This window comes from Thalassobellus citreus (assembly GCF_044385915.1).
Lineage (GTDB): Bacteria > Bacteroidota > Bacteroidia > Flavobacteriales > Flavobacteriaceae > Thalassobellus > Thalassobellus citreus.
In genome coordinates, this window is record NZ_JBISCC010000109.1 from 12,595 (window position 1) to 37,079 (window position 24,485).

General features: G+C 31.6%; 14 protein-coding genes. 8 read left to right on the plus strand and 6 right to left on the minus strand.

Translation table 11 applies throughout. The features are described 5' to 3' along the window. Nucleotide 1 precedes the first annotated feature (1 nt). The 4 genes from ACH5TX_RS01595 to ACH5TX_RS01610 all read right to left on the minus strand — a co-directional run bounded on the left by ACH5TX_RS01595 (nt 2) and on the right by ACH5TX_RS01610 (nt 4,557). A complete protein-coding gene (locus ACH5TX_RS01595) occupies nt 2-1,921 on the minus strand; it encodes a DUF294 nucleotidyltransferase-like domain-containing protein (RefSeq protein WP_439337808.1) in 1,920 nt (639 codons plus the stop codon). Between the two features lie 56 nt (nt 1,922-1,977). Continuing rightward, nucleotides 1,978-2,592 carry a fumarylacetoacetate hydrolase family protein gene (locus ACH5TX_RS01600; RefSeq protein WP_439337809.1) on the minus strand — a complete coding sequence of 205 codons (615 nt, stop codon included), beginning with the start codon at nt 2,590-2,592 and terminating at the stop codon, nt 1,978-1,980. A 158-nt stretch (nt 2,593-2,750) separates the two neighbouring features. Continuing rightward, entirely contained in the window at nt 2,751-4,187 is a 1,437-nt protein-coding gene (locus tag ACH5TX_RS01605) for a DUF1593 domain-containing protein (RefSeq protein WP_439337810.1), read from the minus strand. A 133-nt stretch (nt 4,188-4,320) separates the two neighbouring features. Further along, on the minus strand, nt 4,321-4,557 hold the full coding sequence (locus ACH5TX_RS01610) for a hypothetical protein (RefSeq protein WP_439337811.1): 237 nt from the start codon (nt 4,555-4,557) through the stop codon (nt 4,321-4,323). Between the two features lie 135 nt (nt 4,558-4,692). Here ACH5TX_RS01610 and ACH5TX_RS01615 point away from each other — a divergent pair, with 135 nt between their 5' ends. The 6 genes from ACH5TX_RS01615 (at nt 4,693) to ACH5TX_RS01640 (ending at nt 15,536) form a co-directional block, all read left to right on the plus strand. Then, nucleotides 4,693-6,648, plus strand: coding sequence for a peptidylprolyl isomerase (locus ACH5TX_RS01615; RefSeq protein WP_439337812.1), 1,956 nt, complete (start codon nt 4,693-4,695; stop codon nt 6,646-6,648). Continuing rightward, the gene (locus ACH5TX_RS01620; RefSeq protein WP_439337813.1) at nt 6,649-7,500 is read left to right on the plus strand and encodes a peptidyl-prolyl cis-trans isomerase; all 852 of its coding nucleotides are present in this window, start codon (nt 6,649-6,651) and stop codon (nt 7,498-7,500) included. Further along, the gene (locus tag ACH5TX_RS01625; RefSeq protein ID WP_439337814.1) at nt 7,463-8,974 is read left to right on the plus strand and encodes a peptidylprolyl isomerase; all 1,512 of its coding nucleotides are present in this window, start codon (nt 7,463-7,465) and stop codon (nt 8,972-8,974) included. Before ACH5TX_RS01620 ends, ACH5TX_RS01625 begins: the two co-directional genes overlap by 38 nt. Nucleotides 8,975-8,978: 4 nt before the next feature. Then, complete coding sequence (locus ACH5TX_RS01630; RefSeq protein ID WP_439337815.1) at nt 8,979-9,932, plus strand: AAA family ATPase; 954 nt, start codon at nt 8,979-8,981, stop codon at nt 9,930-9,932. Nucleotides 9,933-10,313: 381 nt separating this feature from the next. Continuing rightward, nucleotides 10,314-13,091 carry a bifunctional aconitate hydratase 2/2-methylisocitrate dehydratase gene (locus tag ACH5TX_RS01635; protein WP_439337816.1) on the plus strand — a complete coding sequence of 926 codons (2,778 nt, stop codon included), beginning with the start codon at nt 10,314-10,316 and terminating at the stop codon, nt 13,089-13,091. Nucleotides 13,092-13,262: 171 nt separating this feature from the next. Then, entirely contained in the window at nt 13,263-15,536 is a 2,274-nt protein-coding gene (locus ACH5TX_RS01640) for an aconitate hydratase (protein WP_439337817.1), read from the plus strand. 447 nt (nt 15,537-15,983) lie between these two features. On the opposite strand, the gene ACH5TX_RS01645 is transcribed toward ACH5TX_RS01640, so the two are convergent. Continuing rightward, nucleotides 15,984-18,437, minus strand: a complete 2,454-nt coding sequence (locus tag ACH5TX_RS01645) for an FG-GAP-like repeat-containing protein (RefSeq protein WP_439337818.1) — start codon at nt 18,435-18,437, stop codon at nt 15,984-15,986. A 199-nt stretch (nt 18,438-18,636) separates the two neighbouring features. Between ACH5TX_RS01645 and mazG the strand changes: the two genes are divergently transcribed. Together mazG and ACH5TX_RS01655 are read left to right on the plus strand one after the other, a co-directional pair. Beyond that, nucleotides 18,637-19,416: a nucleoside triphosphate pyrophosphohydrolase gene (gene mazG / locus ACH5TX_RS01650; RefSeq protein ID WP_439337819.1), complete on the plus strand. Its 780-nt coding sequence runs from the start codon at nt 18,637-18,639 to the stop codon at nt 19,414-19,416. A 412-nt stretch (nt 19,417-19,828) separates the two neighbouring features. Then, on the plus strand, nt 19,829-22,342 hold the full coding sequence (locus ACH5TX_RS01655; protein ID WP_439337820.1) for an FIDD domain-containing protein: 2,514 nt from the start codon (nt 19,829-19,831) through the stop codon (nt 22,340-22,342). Between the two features lie 69 nt (nt 22,343-22,411). On the opposite strand, the gene ACH5TX_RS01660 is transcribed toward ACH5TX_RS01655, so the two are convergent. After that, nucleotides 22,412-24,472: a DUF349 domain-containing protein gene (locus ACH5TX_RS01660; protein ID WP_439337821.1), complete on the minus strand. Its 2,061-nt coding sequence runs from the start codon at nt 24,470-24,472 to the stop codon at nt 22,412-22,414. Between the last annotated feature and the right edge of the window lie 13 nt (nt 24,473-24,485).

Below are 24,485 nucleotides of genomic sequence, written 5' to 3' on the forward strand. Positions count from 1 at the left end.
ATTATATAAAGTTTTTTAAATCGAATCTTAACTTTAAGGTTTCTTGAATTTCTCTTATAGGTTTAAAGCAGCGCCTTAATTTTAATTGTTCTTCTTTAGTTAGTGTTTCTATTTTTATGAATTTCCCTGAATTATTATGAAGTAAGCCTTGTTTGGTTTTAAATTTAGATAAGGCTTTAAAAGCATAAGAACACGATTCGTAAAGTTCCTTATTGTTAGGTTCTAATTCTGCTAACTTTTCGTAACGAAGCGATGTGTTGTTAATACCTTTTATTTTTTTACTTAAAATGAGTAGTCTAGCAGCGTCAATTAAAGGCATGAGCGCTCTACTTTTTATATTGAAAAGATCTTTTTCTTCATTGTTTTTTTCAAATACAAATTGCTTAAAAAGTCCAAGAGGTGAGGGGTTTTTAAGAGCATCTCTTCCTAAGAATTTAAAAAACAAAGAGGTTTCATCAAGAGCTTTAAAAATAGAATTAGATAACTCTTCAATTAAATCTTTATTACCATAAACACAATTAAAATCAAAAAAGATAGAGGATAGTAATATAGCTTTGTCATCTGGATTTAAAATCCAACTACTAAATTGTGATTTCCATTCTGAAATAGATTTACACCATTCTTTATTACTCGCCATCATATCGGCTTCACAATATTCAAAACCTATTTTATTTAACGATTTGGTTACATGCTTCGCCAATTCTAAAAAGTAGGCTTGAGTTTTTTCATATTTGTCTTCATCTACATCTTCAAACACAATAGCATTGTCCTGATCTGTAAAAAGCAATTGTTCTTTTCTACCTTGACTACCAATGGCCATCCATGAAAATGGTACAGGCGGTGGTGTAGGCATTTTTTTTAAAGCAATTTCTACAGCACGAACGGTTACGGCATCATTAATTTGTGAAATTAATTTAACAATATGAGATAAAGGAATATTCTGTTCTAAATAACTTTTAATTAATGTTTTGGCTTTTAACCTTGCTACTCTAAGTTTTTTAGTCCGTTTTGCTCGTTTTATTTCTTTTAAAATAACAGAAGGATTGTTTCCTAAGGTAACCAAAACATCATGATGGGTTAAAACACCAATTAGTTTAGAATTTACAGTACCATCTTTTGTAATGCATAAATGACCAATGCTATGTTTAATCATTTGAAGCTGTCCATCGGCAACAGTTAAATTCTTTTTGCTAGTTATAACAGGCGAATTCATAATGTTACTAACCGGTGTTTCAATAGGGAATAACCCAGTAGCAATCTTGTTTTTTATATCACTATTTGTAATAATACCAACAGGGTTTTTACTATCGTCAACAACAATAATACAGCCAATTTTATTAACACTCATTTTAATTGCTGCATCTTTTAAAGATGAATCAATTTTACAAGTAATAGGATGTTTTGTATAGTTAGCAGTTTGAAAGTTTACAATGTCTTGAGAATTATTAGGTAGATAATCTCCAAATATTTTTCCTGTTTCTTCAGCAGTATACGGGTCGTAAGCATTGGTTGCAAAAGCTGTTATTAAAAACTTATAAACCTTAGCGTTATTATTAGTAACCTTTTCAAAGGTGCTAATAGGTATTGCATAAACTATAGACTCTTCGTTAGCTACAGCACTTAGTTTGTAGTTTTCTTTAGCAATAAGCGGTCTTACACCAAAAACATCGCCCGCATCACTAATATTTATAATGTCTTGAACATTATTTTTAGTAGAATGCATTAAGGCAATACCTCCATTTCTAACCATATAAAAATGATTGTTAAAACCATCACCTTTTTTAAATAGTGAGTCTCCTTTTTCTAAATAGATAATAGAAACTTGGGTAGAAATTTCTAATAAATCTTTGTTTTTTAAAAGATTGAAAGGGGGGTAGCTTTTTAAAAAATCGTTAACACGTTCTGCTATAGAATTTTTCAAGGGTTTATTTTTATTATTTTAAATTTAAATAACAGCCAATAATTATGAATGATTTATTAAATCATTTTAAAATCTAAAAGCAATTCACCTTCAATAGCTGCTTGTAAGTGGTCTCCTTTATGAATCTCTCCAGCTCCAACAGCAGGTGTTCCTGTAAAAATTAAGTCGCCAGGTTCTAAGGTCATGTATTGAGATGTAAAGGCAATAATTTCGTTGAAGTTATAAATCATAAAAGCCGTATTTCCAACCTGTTTTTCTTCACCGTTAATAAGTAAATTGAAATTGATATTATCAAGTTCAGGAAAGTTTGAAACTGGTTTAAAATTAGATAAAGGCGCTGCTCCATCAAATCCTTTGCCTAAATCCCAAGGGCCTTTTGTTTCTCTACAAGCATTAAATACATCTTTGGCAGTATAATCAATACCTACTCCAATTTCTGAAATGTATGATGCTGCATCAGCGAGAGTAATGTCTTTTCCTTTCTTTCCTATTTTAATAACTAATTCAACTTCGTAGTTTAATTGGTTAGTAAAACTTGGGTAAATAACATCGTTATTGTTTTTTACAAGACTAGATTCTGGTTTAGAAAATATAATTTGTTTTCCGCTTTTATTAGCGCTAATGTCTTCTTTATTAGTTACATAGTTTTTGCCTATAGCTAGTATTTTCATTCTATTTTATTTAGTTATAATTAAGAATGTAAATTTAATAAATTATGATGGTTATAATTGTTCTATATTTAACTTCTTCATGTAAAATATTTCCAAGAATTAAATATGTGATTATTTTAAGTAAAGAAAGAAAATTGTGATTTTAAATGAATTTCAACCTATTTCGGTAATACAGTTATAATTACACGTTTGTATCTTGATAGTTTAGGGATTCCTTTGTCTGTTAATTTTAAAATGAAATGAATGGTTTCTTTTTTATCAACTTTAGGAGCTGTAATGTAAGCGGAATGGATATTTGGAGCTGTTATTTTTATTTCTTTTTTATAAGAACTAGCTTCAACATAATTAAACCATAAAAAGCTTAAATTATCACCATCAGGATCTGTGGAATCAAAAGCATCTAAACTAACACCTTCACCAGATTTTACTGTTATTTGTTCGGGGTGCATTAATACAGGTACAGGAGGATGGTTGGCGTCTTCATAGTTTTTTATACACCAATCCATACGTGCTGAAAAATCATTTTGAAAGTCGTCTCTCCAGCGCCATAAAGTAGCTTTAAAGTCGTTAAATGTAAGCGTGTCTCTACCTATGGTACGGCCATATTCTTTTTGTATAAAAGGCGTATAATTATCATTGGCATTCGTCCATATTTTTCTAGTTTCAGGCTCAATTGGTACTATAGAGCTACCATCTTCAGTTTTAGAAAAATCTGGCTTATATAATTCATAACGTCCACCCCAAGCTCCCCATTCTGGGTGTTCAGGTTCGTTTAATCCATTAGGTATTAATGATAAAAATGCAGGAGTATCACCTTCAACTCCCCAAGCTACATCAGGATATATAGCTCCTAGCGGCCCGTGATCTTGTTGAATATTATTTTCTAGCCATGAATTACTAATAGTGGTGTTATCTATACCTTTTATGTATGTGTTAATACCTGTCCATGTAGCATTTTTATATTCATCGCCAGGACTTATTATATAAAACAATTCGGGAAAATTATTCCGTATCCAAATACCACTATCATCTTGATCAGAAATAGTATAAACTCTAAGTTTTGAAATAAGTCTTTTAGCTTCTCTTTTACTTTTTGTTTTCTTAATTTTATATAATGATTGTGCTAAAGTATTTACACCTCCCCAAACTGAAATCCATAATGGTCGATCATCTTTTTCTTCTAGGATTTTTATAATCCATTCAGAACCTTCAGAATCTTTCCCTTTACCAACCCCTTTCATACCATAAACAGGTAAACCATCTTTTAGAGCAGACAGTAAATCTTGTGCAGCAGGAAAATCAGCTTCATGTTTTAATAGGTTAGGTTGTATTTTATCATAGGCACTAATAATTTTTTCTATAGAAGTAGGGTTTATCATGTTTTGATGCCAACAAGAGGTTGTAGCTACAATACCTTTAATGTCTATTTGATTCGAGTATAGAAATAAACGAACGAAGGATTGTGTGTCATCTGGATCTGCTTCAATGTCAGATAATATAATAACTCTGTTTTTTTGCTTTGTTTGTGATGAAATAACATTTGTAAATAACATTAAAGTAATGCTTAGGTAGATGATTTTTTTAAGTAATTGCATGGCGGTTTTTATTCCTCTTTATATTAGAGCAAACGGTTGCGTTAGTGTAAAAATACATAAAATTTTAAATTAGAAAAGAATTCACCTTCTAATTTAAGGTAAGTTAAAAGTTTGATAAAACATTTCGATTCAACTAATTAGAAAATATTTGTCCTCTATGTGGTTTTAAGGCATCTCGTATAGGTTTCATTTCATTATCATTAACAACCATAAAAGCAATACTATGCAAAGGTGTGAGTTGTTTAAAACCAGTAATGTTTAACTCTGTTTTTTTTATAGCTATATATTCTTTTAAATGAATTTCATGGTGTTCAGCAATTTTTAGCGAATCAGGTCCGCGAAAATCCCAAATAAGTTTTAATTGTCTCATGTTTTTAATGAAAATTAACAAGTCAAATATAGTTTAAAATGCGAAATAATTTTGTTTTTAACGCGTTTGTTAAAGCAACTTGTATTATAGGTTAATATTAGTATTTTTGTCAAAACCATTAAATTAAAATTTCATATGCAACTAAAGTCACTTTCATTATTTTTATTTATTCTTTTTTTTACTAAAGTTACTGCTCAAACTACACAAGGAGATGTACTTTTTACTGTTGGAGATAATGCTGTTTATTCTTCAGAATTTATAAGAGTTTATAATAAAAATTTAGATTTAGTTCAAGATGAGTCGCAAAAAGATGTTGATGAATATTTAAAACTTTTTACTAATTATAAGTTGAAGTTAAAAGAGGCAAGGGCCTTAGAGTTTGATAAAAAGCCAACTTATCTTAGAGAATTATCAAATTATAGAAAACAATTAGCTAAAAGTTTTGTTACAGATACAGAGGTAACTGAAGCTTTAATAGAGGAGGCTTATCAAAGAATTTCTTACGATGTAAAGGCTAATCATATTTTAATAAAAATTGATGAAAGTGCAAGTCCAAAAGATACTTTGGTAGCTTATAATAATATTATAAAATTACGAAATAGAGCTTTAAAAGAAGGTTTCGAGGTTGTTAGAAGAGAAGTTCATAACGGAAAAACTGTTTATGGAGAAGAATTAGGTTATTTTTCAGGTTTTAAAATGGTTTATAAGTTTGAAACAGCTGCGTTTAATACGCCAGTAGGAGAAATATCGCAACCTTTTAGAACTAGGTTTGGTTACCATATTATAAATGTTCAAGATAAAAGAAAATCTCTAGGCGAACGAACTGTAGCTCATATAATGGTTGCTAAAAACGAGGCTGATTCTTTAGCAGAAAAACCCGAGAATAGAATTCAAGATATTTATAAAAAGTTACAACAAGGTGAAGATTTTGAAGCCTTAGCTAAACAGTTTTCAGATGATAAAGCAACGGCTTCAAAAGGAGGTATGCTATCACCTTTTTCAAGAGGTCAAATTGGTGTTCAAGAATTTGAAGATGTAGCTTTTGCATTAAATAATGAAGGAGACGTTTCTGAGCCATTTAAAACTAAATTTGGTTGGCATATAGTTAAACTTTACAATAAAAAACTTATTCCTTCATTTCAAGTTATAAAACTAGAGTTAGAACAAAAAGTGAAGCGTGATGCAAGAGCGAAATTAATTGATGAAGCGTTGTATAATTCATTAAAAGAAAAATATAATGTTACAACTGAGCAACCAGCATTAAAATATTTTTCATCTATTTTAAATGATGATTATTTTAAAAGAGCTTGGGAACTTCCAAATGATTTTAATGCTAGAACACCTTTAATTAAAATTGGAGACAAACAATTTAACTACAACGATTTTGGAGCATTTTTATTAAGAAAACAACGAGATGTAGATGCTAAATTAAGTTTTGATGCTATTGTTTCAAAGCAATATGAAGCGTTTTTAAATGAAAATTTAGTTAAATATCAAGAAGATAATTTAGAAAATGAAAATGAAGAATTTGCTCATATTGTAGAAGAATATAGAGACGGTTTGTTACTATTTGATTTAATGGAAAATACCATCTGGAATTCTGCCAAAACAGATACTATTGAAGTTCAAGAATATTACAATAATTATAAAAGTAATTATACATTACCTAAAAGAGTTGAAGCGATAGTAGCATCTTCAACAAAACAAAAAACACTTAAAAAAGTTTCTAAGTTATTAGTAGAAGGCATGGCTTTAGATCAGATAAAATCTTTAGTTAACAGTAATGATAAAGTAGATGTAATTTTTACCAGTGGTACTATGGATGACACTCATCAAGCGCTTCCAAAAGAGTTTTTGTTCGAAAAAGGAATTTCAAAAATATATACTCATAATAATGCTTTTGTAGTCGTTCAAGTAAAAGAAATATTGCCAGAAACACAAAAAACGTTTGACGAAGCAAAAGGCGCTGTTATTTCAGATTATCAAGCATATAAAGAAGAAAAATGGCTTAAAGATTTAGCAAATAAATATAAAATAGTTATTAATCAAGAGACTTTAAACAAGGTGAAATCTCAAATAAAAAACCAATAAGTGCGTTTAAAATCCCTCATTCTGTTATTACTTATTATTGTAACATCCTGCGAGTTTTTAAAAAAAACGGATGAAGGAGTTCCAGTGGCTAGAGTTAATAATGTTTATTTATATCAAGAAGATATAAAAGATATAGTGCCTGAAGGTACAGTATCACAAGACAGTATGCTTTTAGTTCAAAATTTTATTAATAAATGGGCCACTCAGCAACTGTTTTTAGATGGAGCATTGCTTAATTTAAGTGAAACAAAGCAACAAACTTTTAATAAATTAGTAGACCAATATAAAAACGATTTGTATACCAAAGCTTATCTAGATGCTTTGGTAAGAAGAAGTATAGATACTATTGTAAATATCCAAGAAGCCGAAGATTATTATAATGGTAATAAAGAAGCGTTTAAATTAAATGAAGAACTTATAAAGTTTCGATATATTCATGTAGATGAGAATATTATTGATTTTAAGAATATTGAAAAGAAGTTTAAATCGTTTAATGAAGAAGATAAAAAGGAGTTAGATTCTATTTCTATTCAGTTTAAATCATATTCATTGAATGATTCTATTTGGATACGAATTAATCAGGTAATTGATAAAATACCTGCTTTAAATGCCGAAAATAAAAATCAACTGTTAAAAAAATCTAATTTTGTACAACTCAAAGATTCATTAGGAGTATATTTGATGCAAATTAATGATGTTTTGTTACGAAATGATACGGCTCCTCTAGAGTATGTAAAGCCAACGATAGATCAAATCGTTATTAATAAGCGAAAGCTAGAACTTATTAGAAAATTAGAAAAAGATATTACTAAGGATGCTGTTAAAAATAAACAATTTGAAATTTACAATTAATTTGAAAAACCTATTACTATTAAGCATATCATTACTAGTTGTAAATGCTATGTCTGCTCAGGAAATTATAGAAGATGCAAAGGAGGTTAAGGTAGATACACTTCATGTAGCTAATGATAAACCTGTAGATTCTTTGTCTGCTGTTGTTAATGCTAAAATAGTAGATTCAATTAGAACATATAGAGCTGTTAAAGTTGATGGTGTTGCTGCTGTTGTAGGCGATTTTATAGTTTTAGACTCTGATGTAGAAAAAAACAGATTGCAATTAGAAGCTAGTGGATATGATGCAAAAAACATAACTGACTGCGAATTATTTGGTAAGCTTTTAGAAGATAAACTATATGCACACCATGCTATTCAAGATAGTTTACCAGTTTCCGATGCTGAAATTCGTCAAAATGTAGATTACCAAATTCAACAGTTTTTACAACAAGTGAATGGTAATATGGATAGACTTTTAAAGTTATATAAAAAAGAAGATGAAAAGACTTTAAGAGATGAAATGTTTGAGGTTAATAAAGGTAATTATTTAGCACAAAAAATGCAAGCTAAAATTGTTGAAGAAGTAGAAGTTACTCCAGAGGAAGTAAGAGACTTTTTTAATAAAATACCTAAAGATGAAAGACCAAGGTTTGGAACTGAACTTAAAGTTGCTCAAATTGTTACAGAACCAAAAGTGTCTGCTGAAGAAAAGCAAAAGGTTATAGATAGATTAAAGGGGTTTAAAAAAGATGTCGTTGAAAATGGTGCCAGTTTTCGTTCTAAAGTTGTTTTGTATGGAGAAGATCCTGGTATAAAACAATCAGGTTACCATTACATATTAGATAGAAAAAAACCAAAAATGGTTAAGGAATTTAGACAGGTAGCTTTTTCACTTCAAGAAGGCGAAGTGTCTGATCCTTTTGAAACAGATTATGGATTTCATATTATTCATTTAGAAAAAATATTAGGACAACAATATGTGGTTAGTCATGTTCTTTTGATGCCAAAAGTTTCTATAGAAGCAGAAAAAGAAGCAAAAGAGCGTCTTAATAAAATAAGAGAACGTATTGTAAGTGGCGATATTACTTTTGCTGATGCGGCTAAAGAAGCTAGTGATGAAAAAGAGACTAAAGGAGATGGCGGACAATTAATAAATCCTAGTACACAAGATTACAATTTTGAATTAACTAAAATGGAAACTGAATTATATTCCCAAATTCAAAATTTAAAAGATGGAGAGGTTAGTCTTATTCAAACCGAACAAGATAGAAAAGGAAATAAGAAGTATAAAATTTTAATGGTTACAGATAGAATAGATGATCATGAGGCTGATTATGCGCGCGATTATTTAAAAATTAAAGGTCTAGCTCTTGATGAAAAAAGGATAAAGACCATTGAAGAATGGCAAAAGAAAAAAATATTAGACACTTATATTAAAGTAAGTGGTGAGTATAGAAATTGCGAATTTTCTAGTAACTGGTTAAAAAAGTAATGTTATGTCTGATGTAGCTGCTATAGAAAATTTTGTTAAGCAATATAAAGATTTAAAAACCGAAATAGCAAAAGTTATAATTGGTCAAGACGAAGTTGTAAATCAAATATTAATTTCTATATTTTCTGGAGGCCATTCTTTACTTATTGGAGTACCAGGATTGGCTAAAACTTTAATGGTAAATACCATTGCGCAAGCTTTAGGTCTAGATTTTAAACGTATTCAGTTTACACCAGATTTAATGCCTAGTGATATTTTAGGAAGTGAGATTTTAGATGAAGACCGTCATTTTAAATTTATAAAAGGGCCCATTTTTGCAAATATTATTTTAGCTGACGAGATTAACAGAACACCTCCAAAAACACAAGCAGCTTTATTGGAAGCTATGCAAGAGCGATCTGTAACAGTAGCCGGACATAATTATAAATTAGAATTACCATATTTTGTTTTAGCAACGCAAAACCCTATTGAGCAAGAAGGAACATATCCGTTACCGGAAGCACAGTTAGACCGTTTTATGTTTGCTATTAATTTAGATTATCCTTCTTTTGAAGAAGAAGTACAAGTTGTTAAAGCAACAACAAATGATGCGCCAGCAAAAGTAAATGCATTATTTGCGGCAAAAGAAATTGTAGAGTTTCAGCATTTAATTCGTCGTATTCCAGTAGCCGATAATGTTATTGAATATGCCGTTGCTATGGTTGGAAAAACAAGACCAAATAGTGATGCAGCTCCAGATTTAGTAAAAACTTATATTGATTGGGGAGCAGGTCCAAGAGCGTCACAAAACTTAATTTTGGCAGCAAAAACGCATGCAGCAATACATGGCAAATTTTCTCCAGATATTGAAAATGTACAAGCTGTAGCTCAGAGTATTCTTAGACACAGAATTATAAAAAACTATAAAGCAGAGGCAGAAGGCGTTTCTGAAGAAGATATTATTAAGAGTCTATTTTAAAGAGTTATCTTATTCATAAAATTTTTATTGTCAATTATAAAAGTCAATAATAAATTTTTGATATTCTTGACTTATTAATAAGCTTTATTGTAGCTAACTTATTAAATCCTCAGTTTTAGTATTAAATTCATGATAAATGATTAGTCATTTTATTTTTTAATACCACTATAATAATTTCATATAGAACCTTTGTGTATTCTTTTTAATATTTTTAAATCTTTGCATTAATTTTGTATTTTGCGTCGCTTTTTAAAATTTAATTTTTAACGCATATAAATTTGTTTAAGCAAAAATTCTAATTACAGATTGTGTTGTTCTCACATCTCATGAATTAGCTATTATTACTTACTCAAATTAATTTAATATTGAAATATATCTCATATGAACACCTATAAAGATTACATCAAGGAGATTGAAGAACGAAAAGTTCAAGGTCTTAATCCAAAGCCAATTGATGGTGGCGATTTGTTAAGCGAAATTATCGCTCAAATTAAAGATACTTCTAATCCATACAGAGAAGATTCTTTAAAGTTTTTTATTTATAATACCTTGCCAGGAACAACAAGTGCTGCAGGTGTAAAAGCAGCATTTTTAAAAGAGATTATTCTTGGAGAATCTGTTGTAGAAGAAATTTCAATGGCTTTTGCTTTTGAACAATTATCGCATATGAAGGGTGGACCTTCTATTGGTGTGTTACTTGATTTAGCTTTAGGAGAAGATGCTTCAATTGCTAAACAAGCAGCTACAGTTTTAAAAACACAAGTGTTTTTATACGAAGCAGATATAGAGCGTTTAGAAGCAGCTTATAATAACGGAAGTGAAATAGCAAAAGAACTTATAGAAAGTTACGCACAAGCAGAATTTTTTACAAAATTACCAGAGATTGATGAAGAGATTGAAGTCGTTACTTTTATTGCAGGAGTAGGAGATATTTCAACAGATTTATTGTCTCCAGGTGGTGATGCACATTCTAGATCAGATCGTGAGTTACATGGTCAGTGTTTATTCGAACACAATAAAGAAATGCAAAACGAACTTTCAGCATTGAAAGAAAAGCATCCAGACAAGCGTGTGATGCTAATTGCAGAAAAAGGTACCATGGGTGTTGGTTCGTCAAGAATGTCTGGTGTAAATAATGTGGCTTTATGGACAGGTATACCAGGTAGCCCTTATGTACCATTTATAAATATAGCTCCTGTAATTGCAGGAACAAACGGAATTTCACCTATTTTCTTAACAACTGTAGGAGTAACAGGTGGTATTGGTATTGATTTAAAAAACTGGGTAAAACAAAAAGATGCTGATGGTAACACTATTTTTGATGCAGATGGAGAGCCAGTTTTAGAGCAAACATATTCTGTTGAAACAGGTACTGTACTTACAATAAACACAAAAACTAAAAAATTATATAACGGAGATAAGGAATTAAAAGATATTTCTGCAGCATTAACGCCACAAAAAATGGAGTTTATCAAAGCAGGTGGATCTTATGCTGTTGTCTTCGGTAAAAAATTACAAACAATTGCTGCTAGAATTTTAGGAATTGAGATTCCTCAAGTGTATGCTAATTCAAAAGAAATTTCTATTGAAGGACAAGGTTTAACAGCAGTAGAGAAAATATTCAATAAAAATGCCGTTGGTAATACACCAGGAAAAACATTGCATGCAGGTTCTGATGTAAGAGTGGAAGTAAACATTGTGGGTTCTCAAGATACTACAGGTTTAATGACGTCTCAGGAATTAGAAATGATGGCTGCTAAGGTTATTTCTCCTATTGTTGATGGTGCATACCAATCTGGATGTCATACGGCTTCAGTTTGGGACGATAAGTCTAAGGCTAATATTCCTAGATTAATGAAGTTTATGAATGACTTCGGATTAATTACAGCGCGTGATCCAAAAGGTCAATACCACGCTATGACCGATGTTATTCACAAAGTATTGAATGATATTACTGTTGGAGATTGGGACATCATTATTGGTGGAGATTCTCATACACGTATGTCTAAAGGTGTTGCTTTTGGAGCAGATTCAGGAACCGTTGCTTTAGCATTAGCAACAGGTGAGGCTACTATGCCAATTCCAGAATCGGTTAAAGTAACGTTTAAAGGTAATATGAAGTCTTACATGGATTTCCGTGATGTGGTACATGCTACACAACAACAAATGTTAAAACAGTTTGGTGGAGAAAACGTATTCCAAGGAAGAATTATTGAGGTTCACATTGGAACATTAACTTCAGATCAAGCCTTTACATTTACAGATTGGACTGCAGAAATGAAAGCGAAAGCTTCTATTTGTATTTCAGAAGATGAAACGTTAATCGAATCATTAGAGATTTCTAGAGACCGTATCCAAATCATGATTGATAAGGGTATGGATAACGAAACTCAAGTACTAAAAGGTCTTGTTGATAAAGCAAATACTAGAATAAGTGAATTGAAGTCTGGTGAAAAACCAGCTTTAAGACCAGATGCAAATGCTAATTACTATGCAGACGTTGTTATTGATTTAGATGAAATAGCTGAACCAATGATTGCCGATCCAGATGTAAATAATGACGATGTTTCTAAACGTTATACACACGATACTATTAGGCCATTATCGTATTATGGTGGTACTAAAAAAGTAGATTTAGGCTTTGTAGGATCTTGTATGGTTCATAAAGGAGATATGAAAATTTTAGCTCAAATATTAAAGAATATTGAGGAACAAGAAGGTAAAGTTGAATTTAATGCACCTCTTGTTGTAGCACCTCCAACGTATAATATTGTTGATGAGTTAAAAGCTGAAGGCGATTGGGAAGTACTTCAAAAATATTCAGGTTTTGAGTTTGATGACAGTGCTCCAAAAGGATTAGCGCGTACTAAATATGAAAACATGCTATACTTAGAACGCCCAGGATGTAACTTATGTATGGGTAATCAAGAAAAAGCAGAACCAGGTGATACTGTAATGGCTACTTCAACGCGTTTATTCCAAGGACGTGTTGTTAAAGATTCTGGTGAGAAAAAAGGTGAGTCTTTATTATCATCTACACCAGTAGTTGTATTATCTACCATTTTAGGAAGAACTCCTACTATGGAAGAATATGAAAAAGCTGTTGATGGTATTGTGTTAACTAAGTTTAAACCATCTCAAAAACAATTAGTAATGTAACTTCTTGTTATTTTATAATATTTTAAAAGTCCGAATCTTAGATTCGGACTTTTTTTTTGCACAGAAATTAAATTATCTTAACATATCGATCAACCTTCTGTCTTTAAATGCTGTACTTATTTTTGTATCTTACATGCACTAAAAAAACTAAGAATAATTAAAATAAATAATATGGCATTTGATATTGATATGATTAAAGGTGTTTACACCAAAATAGCAGAACGTGTTGATAAAGCTCGAGAAGTTGTAGGCAAACCACTAACACTTTCTGAAAAGATATTATATTCTCACCTTTGGGATGGTGAATCTACAAAAGCCTTTACAAGAGGTAAGGATTATGTAGATTTTGCTCCAGACCGTATTGCTTGTCAAGATGCAACAGCACAAATGGCGTTATTGCAATTTATGCAAGCAGGAAAAAGTAAAGTAGCTGTTCCTACAACGGTACATTGCGATCATTTAATTCAAGCAAAAGAAGGGGCTGTTGCCGATTTAAAAAATGCAAATAGTGTTAGTAGCGAAGTCTTTAATTTTTTAGAGTCCGTGTCTAATAAATACGGTATTGGTTTCTGGAAACCAGGCGCAGGTATTATTCACCAAGTTGTTTTAGAGAATTATGCATTCCCAGGAGGTATGATGATTGGTACCGATTCGCATACCGTAAATGCTGGTGGATTAGGTATGGTTGCTATTGGAGTAGGAGGTGCCGATGCTGTAGATGTAATGGCAGGTATGGCTTGGGAATTGAAATTTCCTAAATTAATAGGTGTTAAGTTAGCAGGTAAATTATCTGGATGGACTGCACCAAAAGATGTGATTTTAAAAGTAGCCGAAATTCTTACTGTAAAAGGAGGAACCGATGCTATTGTTGAATATTTTGGAGAAGGCGCAACTTCTATGTCTTGTACAGGTAAAGGAACCATTTGTAATATGGGAGCTGAAATTGGGGCAACCACATCTACTTTTGGGTATGATGATTCTATGGAACGTTATTTACGAGCTACAGATAGAGCGGATGTCGCAGACGCTGCAAACACAGTAAAAGAATACCTAACAGGTGATGCTGAAGTATACGCAAATCCAGAGCAATATTTTGATGAAGTTATTGAAATCAATTTATCGGAACTAACCCCGTTATTAAACGGTCCTTTTACGCCAGATTTATCGACTTCTGTTGGTAAAGATATGAATGAAAAAGCAAAATCTAACGATTGGCCAATTACAGTAGAGTGGGGGTTAATAGGGTCTTGTACCAATTCCTCTTACGAAGATTTATCTCGTGCCTCATCCATAGCGCAGCAAGCTTTAGATAAAGGCATTAAAATGAAATCAGAATTAGGGATTAATCCAGGTTCAGAGCAAGTACGTTACACAGCAGATCGCGATGGTATTATTCAAGTGTTTGAAAAATTAGATGCTAAAATATTTACCAATGCTTGCGGACCATGTATTGGGCAATGGGCGCGTTATAGCGATCCTAAAAACGCACCAAAAAATAGTATAGTACATTCTTTTAATAGAAACTTTGCAAAGCGTGCCGATGGTAACCCCAATACGCATGCCTTTGTAGCATCACCAGAAATTACAGCGGCTATTGCTATTGCAGGTCGTTTAGATTTTAATCCCATGACAGATAGCTTAATTAATGAAAATGGGGAAAAAGTGATGTTCGATGAGCCAACAGGATGGGAATTACCTCCAAAAGGTTTTGAAGTTAAAGATAATGGCTATTTAGCACCAGAAGCAGACGGAAGTCATGTACAAGTAAAAGTAGCCGATGATTCTGAAAGATTACAATTGTTAACACCTTTCGAACCTATTGGAAACTCCATTACAGGTGCTAAATTATTAATAAAAGCTTATGGAAAATGTACGACAGACCATATTTCTATGGCTGGACCTTGGTTACGTTTCCGTGGTCATTTAGATAATATTTCAAACAATTGTTTAATTGGAGCTGTGAATGCCTTTGGTAAAAAAACAAACTTTGTTAAAAATCAATTAACTGGCGATTTTGGAGGTGTACCAGATACAGCAAGGGCTTATAAAGCTGCCGGAATTCCGTCTATAGTGGTTGGCGATCATAATTACGGCGAAGGCTCTTCTCGAGAGCATGCGGCTATGGAACCAAGACATATAGGTGTGGTTGCAGTTATTGTAAAATCGTTTGCTCGTATTCACGAAACAAACCTTAAAAAACAAGGTATGCTTGGTTTAACCTTTGTTAATGAAGCCGATTACGATAAAATTCAAGAGGATGATACCATTAACTTTTTAGATTTAGATGCCTTTGGTCCAGGAAAAACTTTAAACATAGAGTTTGTTCATGCAAATGGTTCTAAAGATGTTATTGAAGTAAACCACACATACAATCAATCTCAAATAGATTGGTATAACGAAGGTTCTGCATTAAACTTAATTAAAAAAGAGAATGCTGCTTCTTAATTCGAAGTAAATCTATGCGGAAAGAAATTTCTCTAGGCCTTGCCTTGAGATTTCCGTTAAAATTGTCATTCCCGTGAAGACGAGAATCTATATGAAAACCCAGCACTTTTGCTGGGTTTTTTAATTTCTAGAATTATATTTTGAGTGTTACCATTATCCTGAATTTAGTTCAGGACCAAGGTCAGGCTTTCCATTACAAGTCCTCGTTCCTAGCGTCGTCGTGGGCTTTTCACTGCAATCCTTAACGCGCTTATTTGCTGGCTTATCATTTTTTTAATAAAAGTTGTATTATTTTGAAGAGGTTCGTTTAACGGTTACGTATATGGAAATTTGCGTGTTTGTATACGAGGATTTTCCGAAGGAAAATCTGAAGCAAGCAAACAAAGCAACTGACATTGGTTAAGCTAAAAACAGCAATTTTTTATATACTTTGTTATCAATTGTATTTTAGATTTTGATGATTTTAATAATTCCATGTTCTCCCATTTTGTCTATTATCTTAACTAAGTACAAACCTGAATTTAAATGCCTAATATCAATGGTGTTTTTATTATAACTTGTGGAAATAAATTGCCCAAACATGTTATAAATATCTAATTTAAATACAGTTGATCTAGATTTAATATTGAAAATACCTTTAGTTGGATTTGGAAAAACATAAAAATTTAATAATATATTTTCATTAGTTGATAGTGTAGATGTATTTTCATACCAAGCAATTTTTGAGTCATTTTTTGAAGCAGAAAGGACATCAATGTCTTGATCTCCATCAATATCAGCGGCATAAACAAACCGTGCACCATTTGCATTTGTTGTAATAATTTGCTGTGGTCCAAACTCTCCTTTAGTATTCAAGTTTTCATACCATGCAATTTTATTGTCATTTAAAGAGGCTGAAAGTATATCCATATCTCCATCACTATCTAAATCAATGGCGTAAACTTTAGGGGCTCCATCTACTTCTGATGTAATTAATTGTGATGTGCCAAAATTTCCTTGTCCATTTGTGTTTTCGAACCATACAATTTTATAATCATAAGAAATAGAGGCAATTATGTCATTGTCGCCATCACCATCTAAATCGCTAGCGTATATCGAATAAGCATCAAAACCGTCTGTAAAAACATTTTTCTGATTACTAAAATTTCCTAGCCCATCAATATTTTCATGCCATGCTATTGTACCATTACCCGCAGAAGCAGAAATCACATCTACATCATTATCTCCATCTATATCTACAAGAAATATTGATATTACTTGAATTGCACTTGTAGTAATAATTTTTTGAGCACTGAAATTGCCTAAACCATCTGTGTTTTCATGCCATGCTATTTTACTATCTCCAAAAGATGCATAGATAACATCTAAATCACCATCATTGTCTAAATCAGATGTGCAAACTGATTGAGGGGTATATACGTTTGTAGTAATTGTTTTTTTTGAGCTAAAATTGCCTAAACCATCTGTATTTTCATACCAAGCAATTTCATTAGTGTATATGGTAGCTGAAATCACATCCATATCACCATCTCCATCAATGTCGCTGACATTAATAGAACTTGGGCCATTAGCAGAAGAAGTTATAATTTTCTGTGTCCCAAAATTACCTAAACCATCTGTATTTTCATACCAAGCTATTTTATCATCAATTATGGAAGCTGAAACTACATCTAAATCTCCATCTCCATCAATATCATAGGATAAAACAGAACTGGGTTCATCAGCATTTTGTGTTAGAATCTGTTGAATAACAAAATCACCAAGTCCATTAGTGTTTTTAAACCAAGCTACTTTATCATCACTTGATGAAGCAGAAACTAAATCCATATCACCATCATTATCTATATCGGATGCAAATACTGAATTAGCACTGTCAAATGAAATAATTTGTTCAGTACCAAACCCACCAAGGCTATCAATATTTTCATACCAAGCTATTGCACCTCCCCATGAAGTGGCCGAAAGCAAATCATTATCACCATCATTATCAATATCTACTGCAAAAATGGAAAGTGGTCTTTTAGTATTTGTCAATACAGTTTGTTGTATTTCAAAAAGTCCAAATCCATCAATGTTTTTATACCAAATTATCTCATCATTAGAATTTATTGAATCAGAGGAAGATATTACATCCATATCACCATCTCCATCCAAATCACTAGCGATAACAGAATTTGCACCTTTTGAATTAGTATTAATAGTTTTTTGAAGCCCGAAACTACCAAGCCCATTAGTGTTTTCATACCAAGCTATTTTATTGTCATTTGAGGATGCAGAAAGCACATCCATATCACCATCACCATCTAAATCACTAGCGAAAACAGACTTTGCTCCATAAGCAGTTGAAATAATAATTTGTTGTGCTCCAAAATTCCCCAAGCCATCAGTGTTTTCATACCAAGCTATTTTATTATCACCTAAAGTAGCAGAAAGTACATCCTTATCGCCGTCGCCGTCCAAATCACTAGCGAAAACAGAATTTACTGCATAAGCAGTTGAAGAAATGATTTGTTGTGCTCCAAAATCCCCCAAGCCATCAGTATTTTCATACCAAGCTATTTTATTATCACTTGAAGAAGCAGAAAGCACATCCATATCACCGTCTCCATCAAAGTCACTAGCAAATACAACCAAAGCTCCATTAGCAATTAAGGAAATAGTTTTTGGTAGACTAAAACTACCAAGTCCATCAATATTCTCATACCAAGCTATTTTACTATCATTGAAAGATGCAGAAATCATATCCATATCTCCATCTCCATCTATGTCAGCAGCATAAACAGACATTGGAGCATCAGCAGCAAAGGAGTTATCTATTATGATATGATCTTGAAACCCAATTTGAGCAAATACTTTAAAGCTTAAAAAAAAAATAAATAAATAAAAAAATCTTACTTTCATTTTGATTTGTTATGATGTTCTACGTGGTTATATAATTGGTAATGAAGTTGATATGAAATCGTTTTAATGATTTATATCATACGTTAAACGAAGTTAGCTATTTTTTCTGACAAAGTCAAGTGTGTTTGTAAATTGAGAAATTTAAAAGTAATTTTCAATTCAAATAAATCAAAACTGTATTTTTACAAAAACATTAAAAATGAATTCCAGAGCAGAACAACTAAAGGCATTTGATAGATTGTTAACCATCATGGATGAGTTGCGCGAGCAATGTCCGTGGGATAAAAAACAAACTATGGAAACCTTACGTCATTTAACCATAGAAGAAACTTATGAACTTGGTGATGCTATTTTAGATAAGGATTTAGAAGAGGTTAAAAAGGAATTAGGCGATGTGTTATTACACATTGTGTTCTATTCTAAAATAGGAAGTGAAACTAAGGATTTTGATATTGCCGATGTGTGCAATGGTATTTGCGAAAAGTTAATTCATAGACATCCACATATTTATAGCGATGTTAAGGTGGAAAATGAAGATGATGTAAAAAGAAATTGGGAAAATTTAAAATTAAAAGAAGGGAAGACAAGTGTTTTAGAAGGTGTGCCAAAAAGTTTGCCAGCCTTGGTGAAAGCCAATAGAATTCAAGAAAAAGTAGCAGGAGTAGGGTTTGATTGGGAACAACCAGAACAGGTTTGGGAAAAAGTAGAAGAAGAACTAAATGAATTTAAAGTAGAAGTAGAAAAAGGCGATGATGATGCTATGGAAAGCGAATTTGGCGATGTTTTATTTTCTATGGTAAACTATGCAAGATTTTTAAATATAAATCCAGAAAACGCATTAGAACGTACTAATAAAAAATTCTCAAAACGTTTCCAGTACCTAGAAGAAAAAGCAAAAGCCATGAACAAGCCATTAAAAGACATGACCCTCGCTCAAATGGACGTGTTTTGGGAAGAGGCAAAGCGATTACCTAAATAGGGAATTAGAAAATCTGTGATTTTCAAATTTCAAAATAGAGAAGAAGCAAAGCGATTGCCTAAATAGGGAATTAGAAAATCTGTGATTTTCAAATTTCAAAATAGAGAAGAAGCAAAGCGGTTGCCTAAATAGGGAATTGGAAAATCTGCGATTTTCAAATTTCAAAAATAGGGAAGAAGCAAAGCGATTGCCTAAATAGGGAATTGGAAAATCTGTGATTTTCAAATTTCAAAAATTGGGAAGAGGCAAAGCGATTGCCGAAATAAGGAATTGGAAAATCTGTGATTTTCAAATTTTAAAAAGGGAGGGATTTAAAAGCTTTTAAACCTTAAAGAACAGATTTTTAACTGTTAACTTATTAATAAATTAAAATTAGTCTTATATTTATTTGATTAATAGTTATTAAAATTCAATGTATAATAAATCTGAATTCACAATATTTTATATTGTGTTTTTTTTACTTATAAATAGTTTTTGTTGGTCTCAAAATATAGCACCAACTTTAACAGCTACAGGAGATCAGCTATATTGTCCTAAAACTCAGATTAACATTGTAACCGATTTTAATATTGACGATCCTGATGATACAGAAATAGCAGCGCTTTATGTACAAATTTCTACAGGTTATGTGCAAGGAGAAGATTCTTTATCGCTTGCAGGAGCACACCCAAACATAACAACTTCATGGAACAGTTCAGAAGGTAAATTAACTTTAACAGGTTTAGCATCTGCAACCGTTAGTTATGTAGATTTAATAGCTGCGGTAAAAAATGTAGTTTTCCAAAGCACTAGTAATAGTCCGAACAACAAAACATTTTCAATAACTATTGGTGATGCCAACTATTTACCTAAGACAGATCATTATTACGAATATGTATCAGATTACGGTATTACATGGTCTGCGGCTAGAACTGCAGCAGAAAACAGAACTTATTTTGGTTTAAAGGGGTATTTAGTAACCATTACTTCTGCAGAAGAAGCTCAATTAACAGGAGAACAAGCAGCAGGAGCTGGTTGGATTGGAGGGACAGATGAGGAAACAGAAGGCGTGTGGAAATGGGTAACGGGCCCAGAGTCTGGTACTATTTTTTGGAATGGAAAAGTAACAGGTTCTACTCTTAATTATGCTAATTGGAATCACAATGAGCCAAATGATGCTAATGGAGGCGAAGATTATGCGCATATAACAGACCCATCAATAGGAATTAAAGGTGCTTGGAATGATTTAAGAGTAGGAGGAGATCCTCCAGGGTTGTACCATCCTAAAGGATATATTGTTGAATATGGAGGAATACCAGGAGACCCTGTTTTAAATATTTCAGCATTTACCAAAGTAACAGCTATTAATACTTCAATTGTTAGCACGAAATCAAATTCAATATGTGGTAGTGGTTCAATAACTATAGAAGCAACAGTTTCACAAGGCGATGTGTTATGGTTTGATTCACCTTCTGGAGGTACATCAATAGCTACTGGTTCGGTATATATAACACCAACTTTAAATGCAACAACAACCTATTATGTTTCAGCATCATTTAATGGCTGTATAAATGATGAACGAATACCTGTGGTAGCATCCGTTTATCAAATACCTGTGATACAGCCTTCAATTACTTTTAAAAATTGTGATGTAGATGGTAATCCAGATGGATATACTGATTTTAATTTGAATGAAGCAAATGATATTATAACAAATAATAGTTCGGCAGGATTAGATATATCATACTATACAGATTTTAATGAAGCATATAATGGAACTTCAAATACTATTGATACTTCAATACCTTTTAATAATGTAACTTCAAACATAATTTTTGCTCGTGTTGAAAATAATGATGGTTGTTATGCTATTTCAGAAGTTACATTGGAAGTTTCTACAACATCTTTACCTTCTAATTTTTCTGAAATATTGTCTTATTGTGATGAAGATAATGATATTGATGGATTTTATGAGTTCGATTTAACAGAAGCTACTCAAACATTTCTTGATAAACTTCCTTTAGGAGAAAATTTAAGCATTCATTATTTTGAAAACTTAAATGATGCACAATTAGAACAAAATGAAATATTAGGTGTTTATGAAAACAAAGATGCTTTTTTACAAACACTATATGTGCGTGTTGAAAGTGATGATAATGGAGATTGTTTTGGAATTGGGGCTCATTTACAATTAGCAGTACATCCAAAACCAGAATTTGAGGTAGGACAATCAAAAGTGCTTTGTTCTGATGGAGATGACGTTACATTGTTTACATCTAATCCTAATTATACTTATGAGTGGAAGGATAGTGCAGGAGTGGTTGTTGGCAATTTACCAGAATTAACAATAGATTCAGGTGGTTCTTATGAGGTTGTTGCAACTTCAAATTTTAGTTGTAAATCGTTTCCTATTGTATATAATGTTGAAGAATCGAGTATAGCTAGAATTGAAAGTAATGATATAGAAATTATTGAATTAACAGATAATAATAGTATTAAAATTAATAATAAAAACAATAATTTAGGTATAGGTGATTATGAATTTGCTTTAGATAATATTGGTGGGCCTTATCAAGATGAATCTTTTTTTGAAAACGTATTAGCAGGATCTCACATTGTTTATATACAGGATAAAAATGGCTGTGGTATAGAATATATAGAAGTTTTTATTTTAGGATTCCCTAAATTTTTCACTCCTAATAATGATGGTGTTAACGATACTTGGCAAATTAAGGGGTTAGGAACAGACTATACAAATGCTTCAAAAGTTAAAATCTACAATCGTTATGGTAAATTAATTAAGCAATTAACGTCTAAAAACGGTGCTTGGGATGGTACTTTTAATGGCCAATTATTACCAGATTCAGATTATTGGTTTTTGGCAGAATTAGTTGAGTTAACAGGAGAAATTAGAATATATCGAGGGCATTTTAGTTTGGTTAGATAGAATGTATTAAAAACAAAAATAGCTTGGTAATTTTATACCAAGCTATTTTTGTTTTTATATTAAAGAATATTAATAAAGTTCTTTAATCTTTTTTAGTTTGCTCTTCCATAGTTCTAAAGATTCTTTATGAATTTTTATGTTACTATGTACTTCTTTTACAAGCGGATTATCATCTTTAACATTAGTAAAAAACTGTAAGTTGTTTTCTAATTGATTTATTTGACCTTTTACTTCATCTATCTTTTTACGAATAAAAGAGCGTTCATTATCTAAATCTCTATTATCTTCAGAAGTGTTCATGCTGTCAAGTTTGTTTTCAAACTTAATCATTTCAACTTCATTTTTTTCCATTTTTAAATTAGACAATAAACCGTCTATAGTCTTCTGGAATTTACCTTCAATATAACGTTTGTCATTAGGTACTCTTCCTAATGCTTTCCAATTATTAATCTGTTCTTTTATAGCTTCAATATCTTTGTCTTTATCTCCAGAAGGTTTCAGCTCTTTAATAGTATCAAGAAGTACAGATTTTTTATTAAACATCTCTAAATCTTCTTTGTTTGCTTCATTTCTTTTGGCATGAAGTTTATCAAAATAAGAATTACAAGCACCTTTAAATTGTTTCCATATTTTGTCGCTATCTTTACGAGGTACATGACCAATTTTTTTCCAATCGCTTTGTATTTTTTTCATTAAAGCAGTGGTTACTTCAAAGTCTTCACTGTCTTTATTGTCTTCAGCTATTTTTATAAGTTCTAGTTTTTTCTGAAGATTGGTGTATTGGTCTTTTTTAAGTCCTTTATAAAAACTGTTTTTTTGTCTATTAAAAACTCTAACAGCATCTTTAAACTTAGCCCAAGTAGCTTCGTTTACTTTTATAGGAACTTTACCAGCATTAAAAAACTGATTTCTAAGCGCTTCAATAGCTTTTATTTTATTTTGCCAGCCACCGTGAGAATTGGTTTCTTGAGCATTTAAAGCATCAATATTTGCTATTATTTCAAGTTTGTGCTCTAGATTTTTTTCGTAAACTTTGTCAATTTCTTGATAATAAACTTGACGTTTATCATTAATTATTTTAGTAGCAGCTTTAAAACGATCCCATATTTTTTCTCTATGCTCTCTTCCAACAGGTCCAAGTTCTTCTTTCCACATTTTATGAAGTTCTTGTAGCTCTCTAAACGCGCGCATAACATTATCGTCTTGTGCTAACTCTTCAGCACGTTCAATAATTTTAGTCTTTTTCTCTAAGTTATGTTTAAAATCTAAATCGCGTAAGTCTCTATTTAAATGTAAAAAGTCGTAAAACATTTCTACATGGTGGTGGTAACTATTCCATGCATTATTGTATTTGTCTCTAGGAATAGGCCCTGTATTTCTCCAACGTTCTTGTAATTCTTTAAAGTGCTTATAAGTAGTGTTTATATTCTCTTCAAGGTTTAAAAGCCCTTTTAATTCTTCTATAATTTGAAGTTTATCGGCTAAATTTTGCTTTAGATTTTTTTCTAAACTTTTATAATGGTCGTTTAGTTTTGTTCTATAATCTTTATAAGCTTCTTTAAATCTTTTTTGAATGGGTGACGAGTAGAAAAAGTCAATTTCATTACCACCTTCATTTAAAAATTCTTCTTTTTTCTCATCAAGTAACGCTTGGAATTTTGTTTTAAATTCGTTGTTAATACCATCTACATGAGATTTTATAGCTTGAATTTTTTCGTTTTTAAGCAGTTTTTCTAACTCGATGGCTAGGGCTTCTAACGACATGTTATCATACTCTTTTACTTCAATAGTATGTCGTTCTTTATTGCCTTCATCTTCTGCATCTTCTGCATTAGATTCTTCAATTTCATTAATAACTTTTTCATCGTCAGAATCTGATGGCGTTACATTAGAAGCAACTTCAACACAAGGTTCTGTTTCTTCTTTTGTAGGCTCTATAGATTCTTGATGATTATCTGCTACAGCATCTTCATTAACAATGGTTGTTTCTTCAACTTCAGGATTTTCTTCTTGAGTTTTTTCTGTTTCAATTGAAGAGTTGTCAACTAAGTTATCATTGTTTAACTTGTTTGTATTGTTTTCTGTTTCTTCTACTCCTTCTGCTTTTTGCAGTTTATTACTATCAGACATTTTTAAAAATGTT

What these genes read in the sequence shown, in the direction of transcription:
- ACH5TX_RS01655 (WP_439337820.1), top strand. Translation starts at nt 19,829, where the DNA reads ATGTATAATAAATCTGAATTCACAATATTTTATATTGTGTTTTTTTTA.
- ACH5TX_RS01605 (WP_439337810.1), bottom strand. Translation starts at nt 4,187, where the DNA reads ATGCAATTACTTAAAAAAATCATCTACCTAAGCATTACTTTAATGTTA.
- ACH5TX_RS01640 (WP_439337817.1), top strand. Translation starts at nt 13,263, where the DNA reads ATGGCATTTGATATTGATATGATTAAAGGTGTTTACACCAAAATAGCA.
- ACH5TX_RS01660 (WP_439337821.1), bottom strand. Translation starts at nt 24,472, where the DNA reads ATGTCTGATAGTAATAAACTGCAAAAAGCAGAAGGAGTAGAAGAAACA.
- ACH5TX_RS01635 (WP_439337816.1), top strand. Translation starts at nt 10,314, where the DNA reads ATGAACACCTATAAAGATTACATCAAGGAGATTGAAGAACGAAAAGTT.
- mazG (WP_439337819.1), top strand. Translation starts at nt 18,637, where the DNA reads ATGAATTCCAGAGCAGAACAACTAAAGGCATTTGATAGATTGTTAACC.
- ACH5TX_RS01615 (WP_439337812.1), top strand. Translation starts at nt 4,693, where the DNA reads ATGCAACTAAAGTCACTTTCATTATTTTTATTTATTCTTTTTTTTACT.
- ACH5TX_RS01610 (WP_439337811.1), bottom strand. Translation starts at nt 4,557, where the DNA reads ATGAGACAATTAAAACTTATTTGGGATTTTCGCGGACCTGATTCGCTA.
- ACH5TX_RS01600 (WP_439337809.1), bottom strand. Translation starts at nt 2,592, where the DNA reads ATGAAAATACTAGCTATAGGCAAAAACTATGTAACTAATAAAGAAGAC.
- ACH5TX_RS01625 (WP_439337814.1), top strand. Translation starts at nt 7,463, where the DNA reads ATGCTGTTAAAAATAAACAATTTGAAATTTACAATTAATTTGAAAAAC.
- ACH5TX_RS01630 (WP_439337815.1), top strand. Translation starts at nt 8,979, where the DNA reads ATGTCTGATGTAGCTGCTATAGAAAATTTTGTTAAGCAATATAAAGAT.
- ACH5TX_RS01645 (WP_439337818.1), bottom strand. Translation starts at nt 18,437, where the DNA reads ATGAAAGTAAGATTTTTTTATTTATTTATTTTTTTTTTAAGCTTTAAA.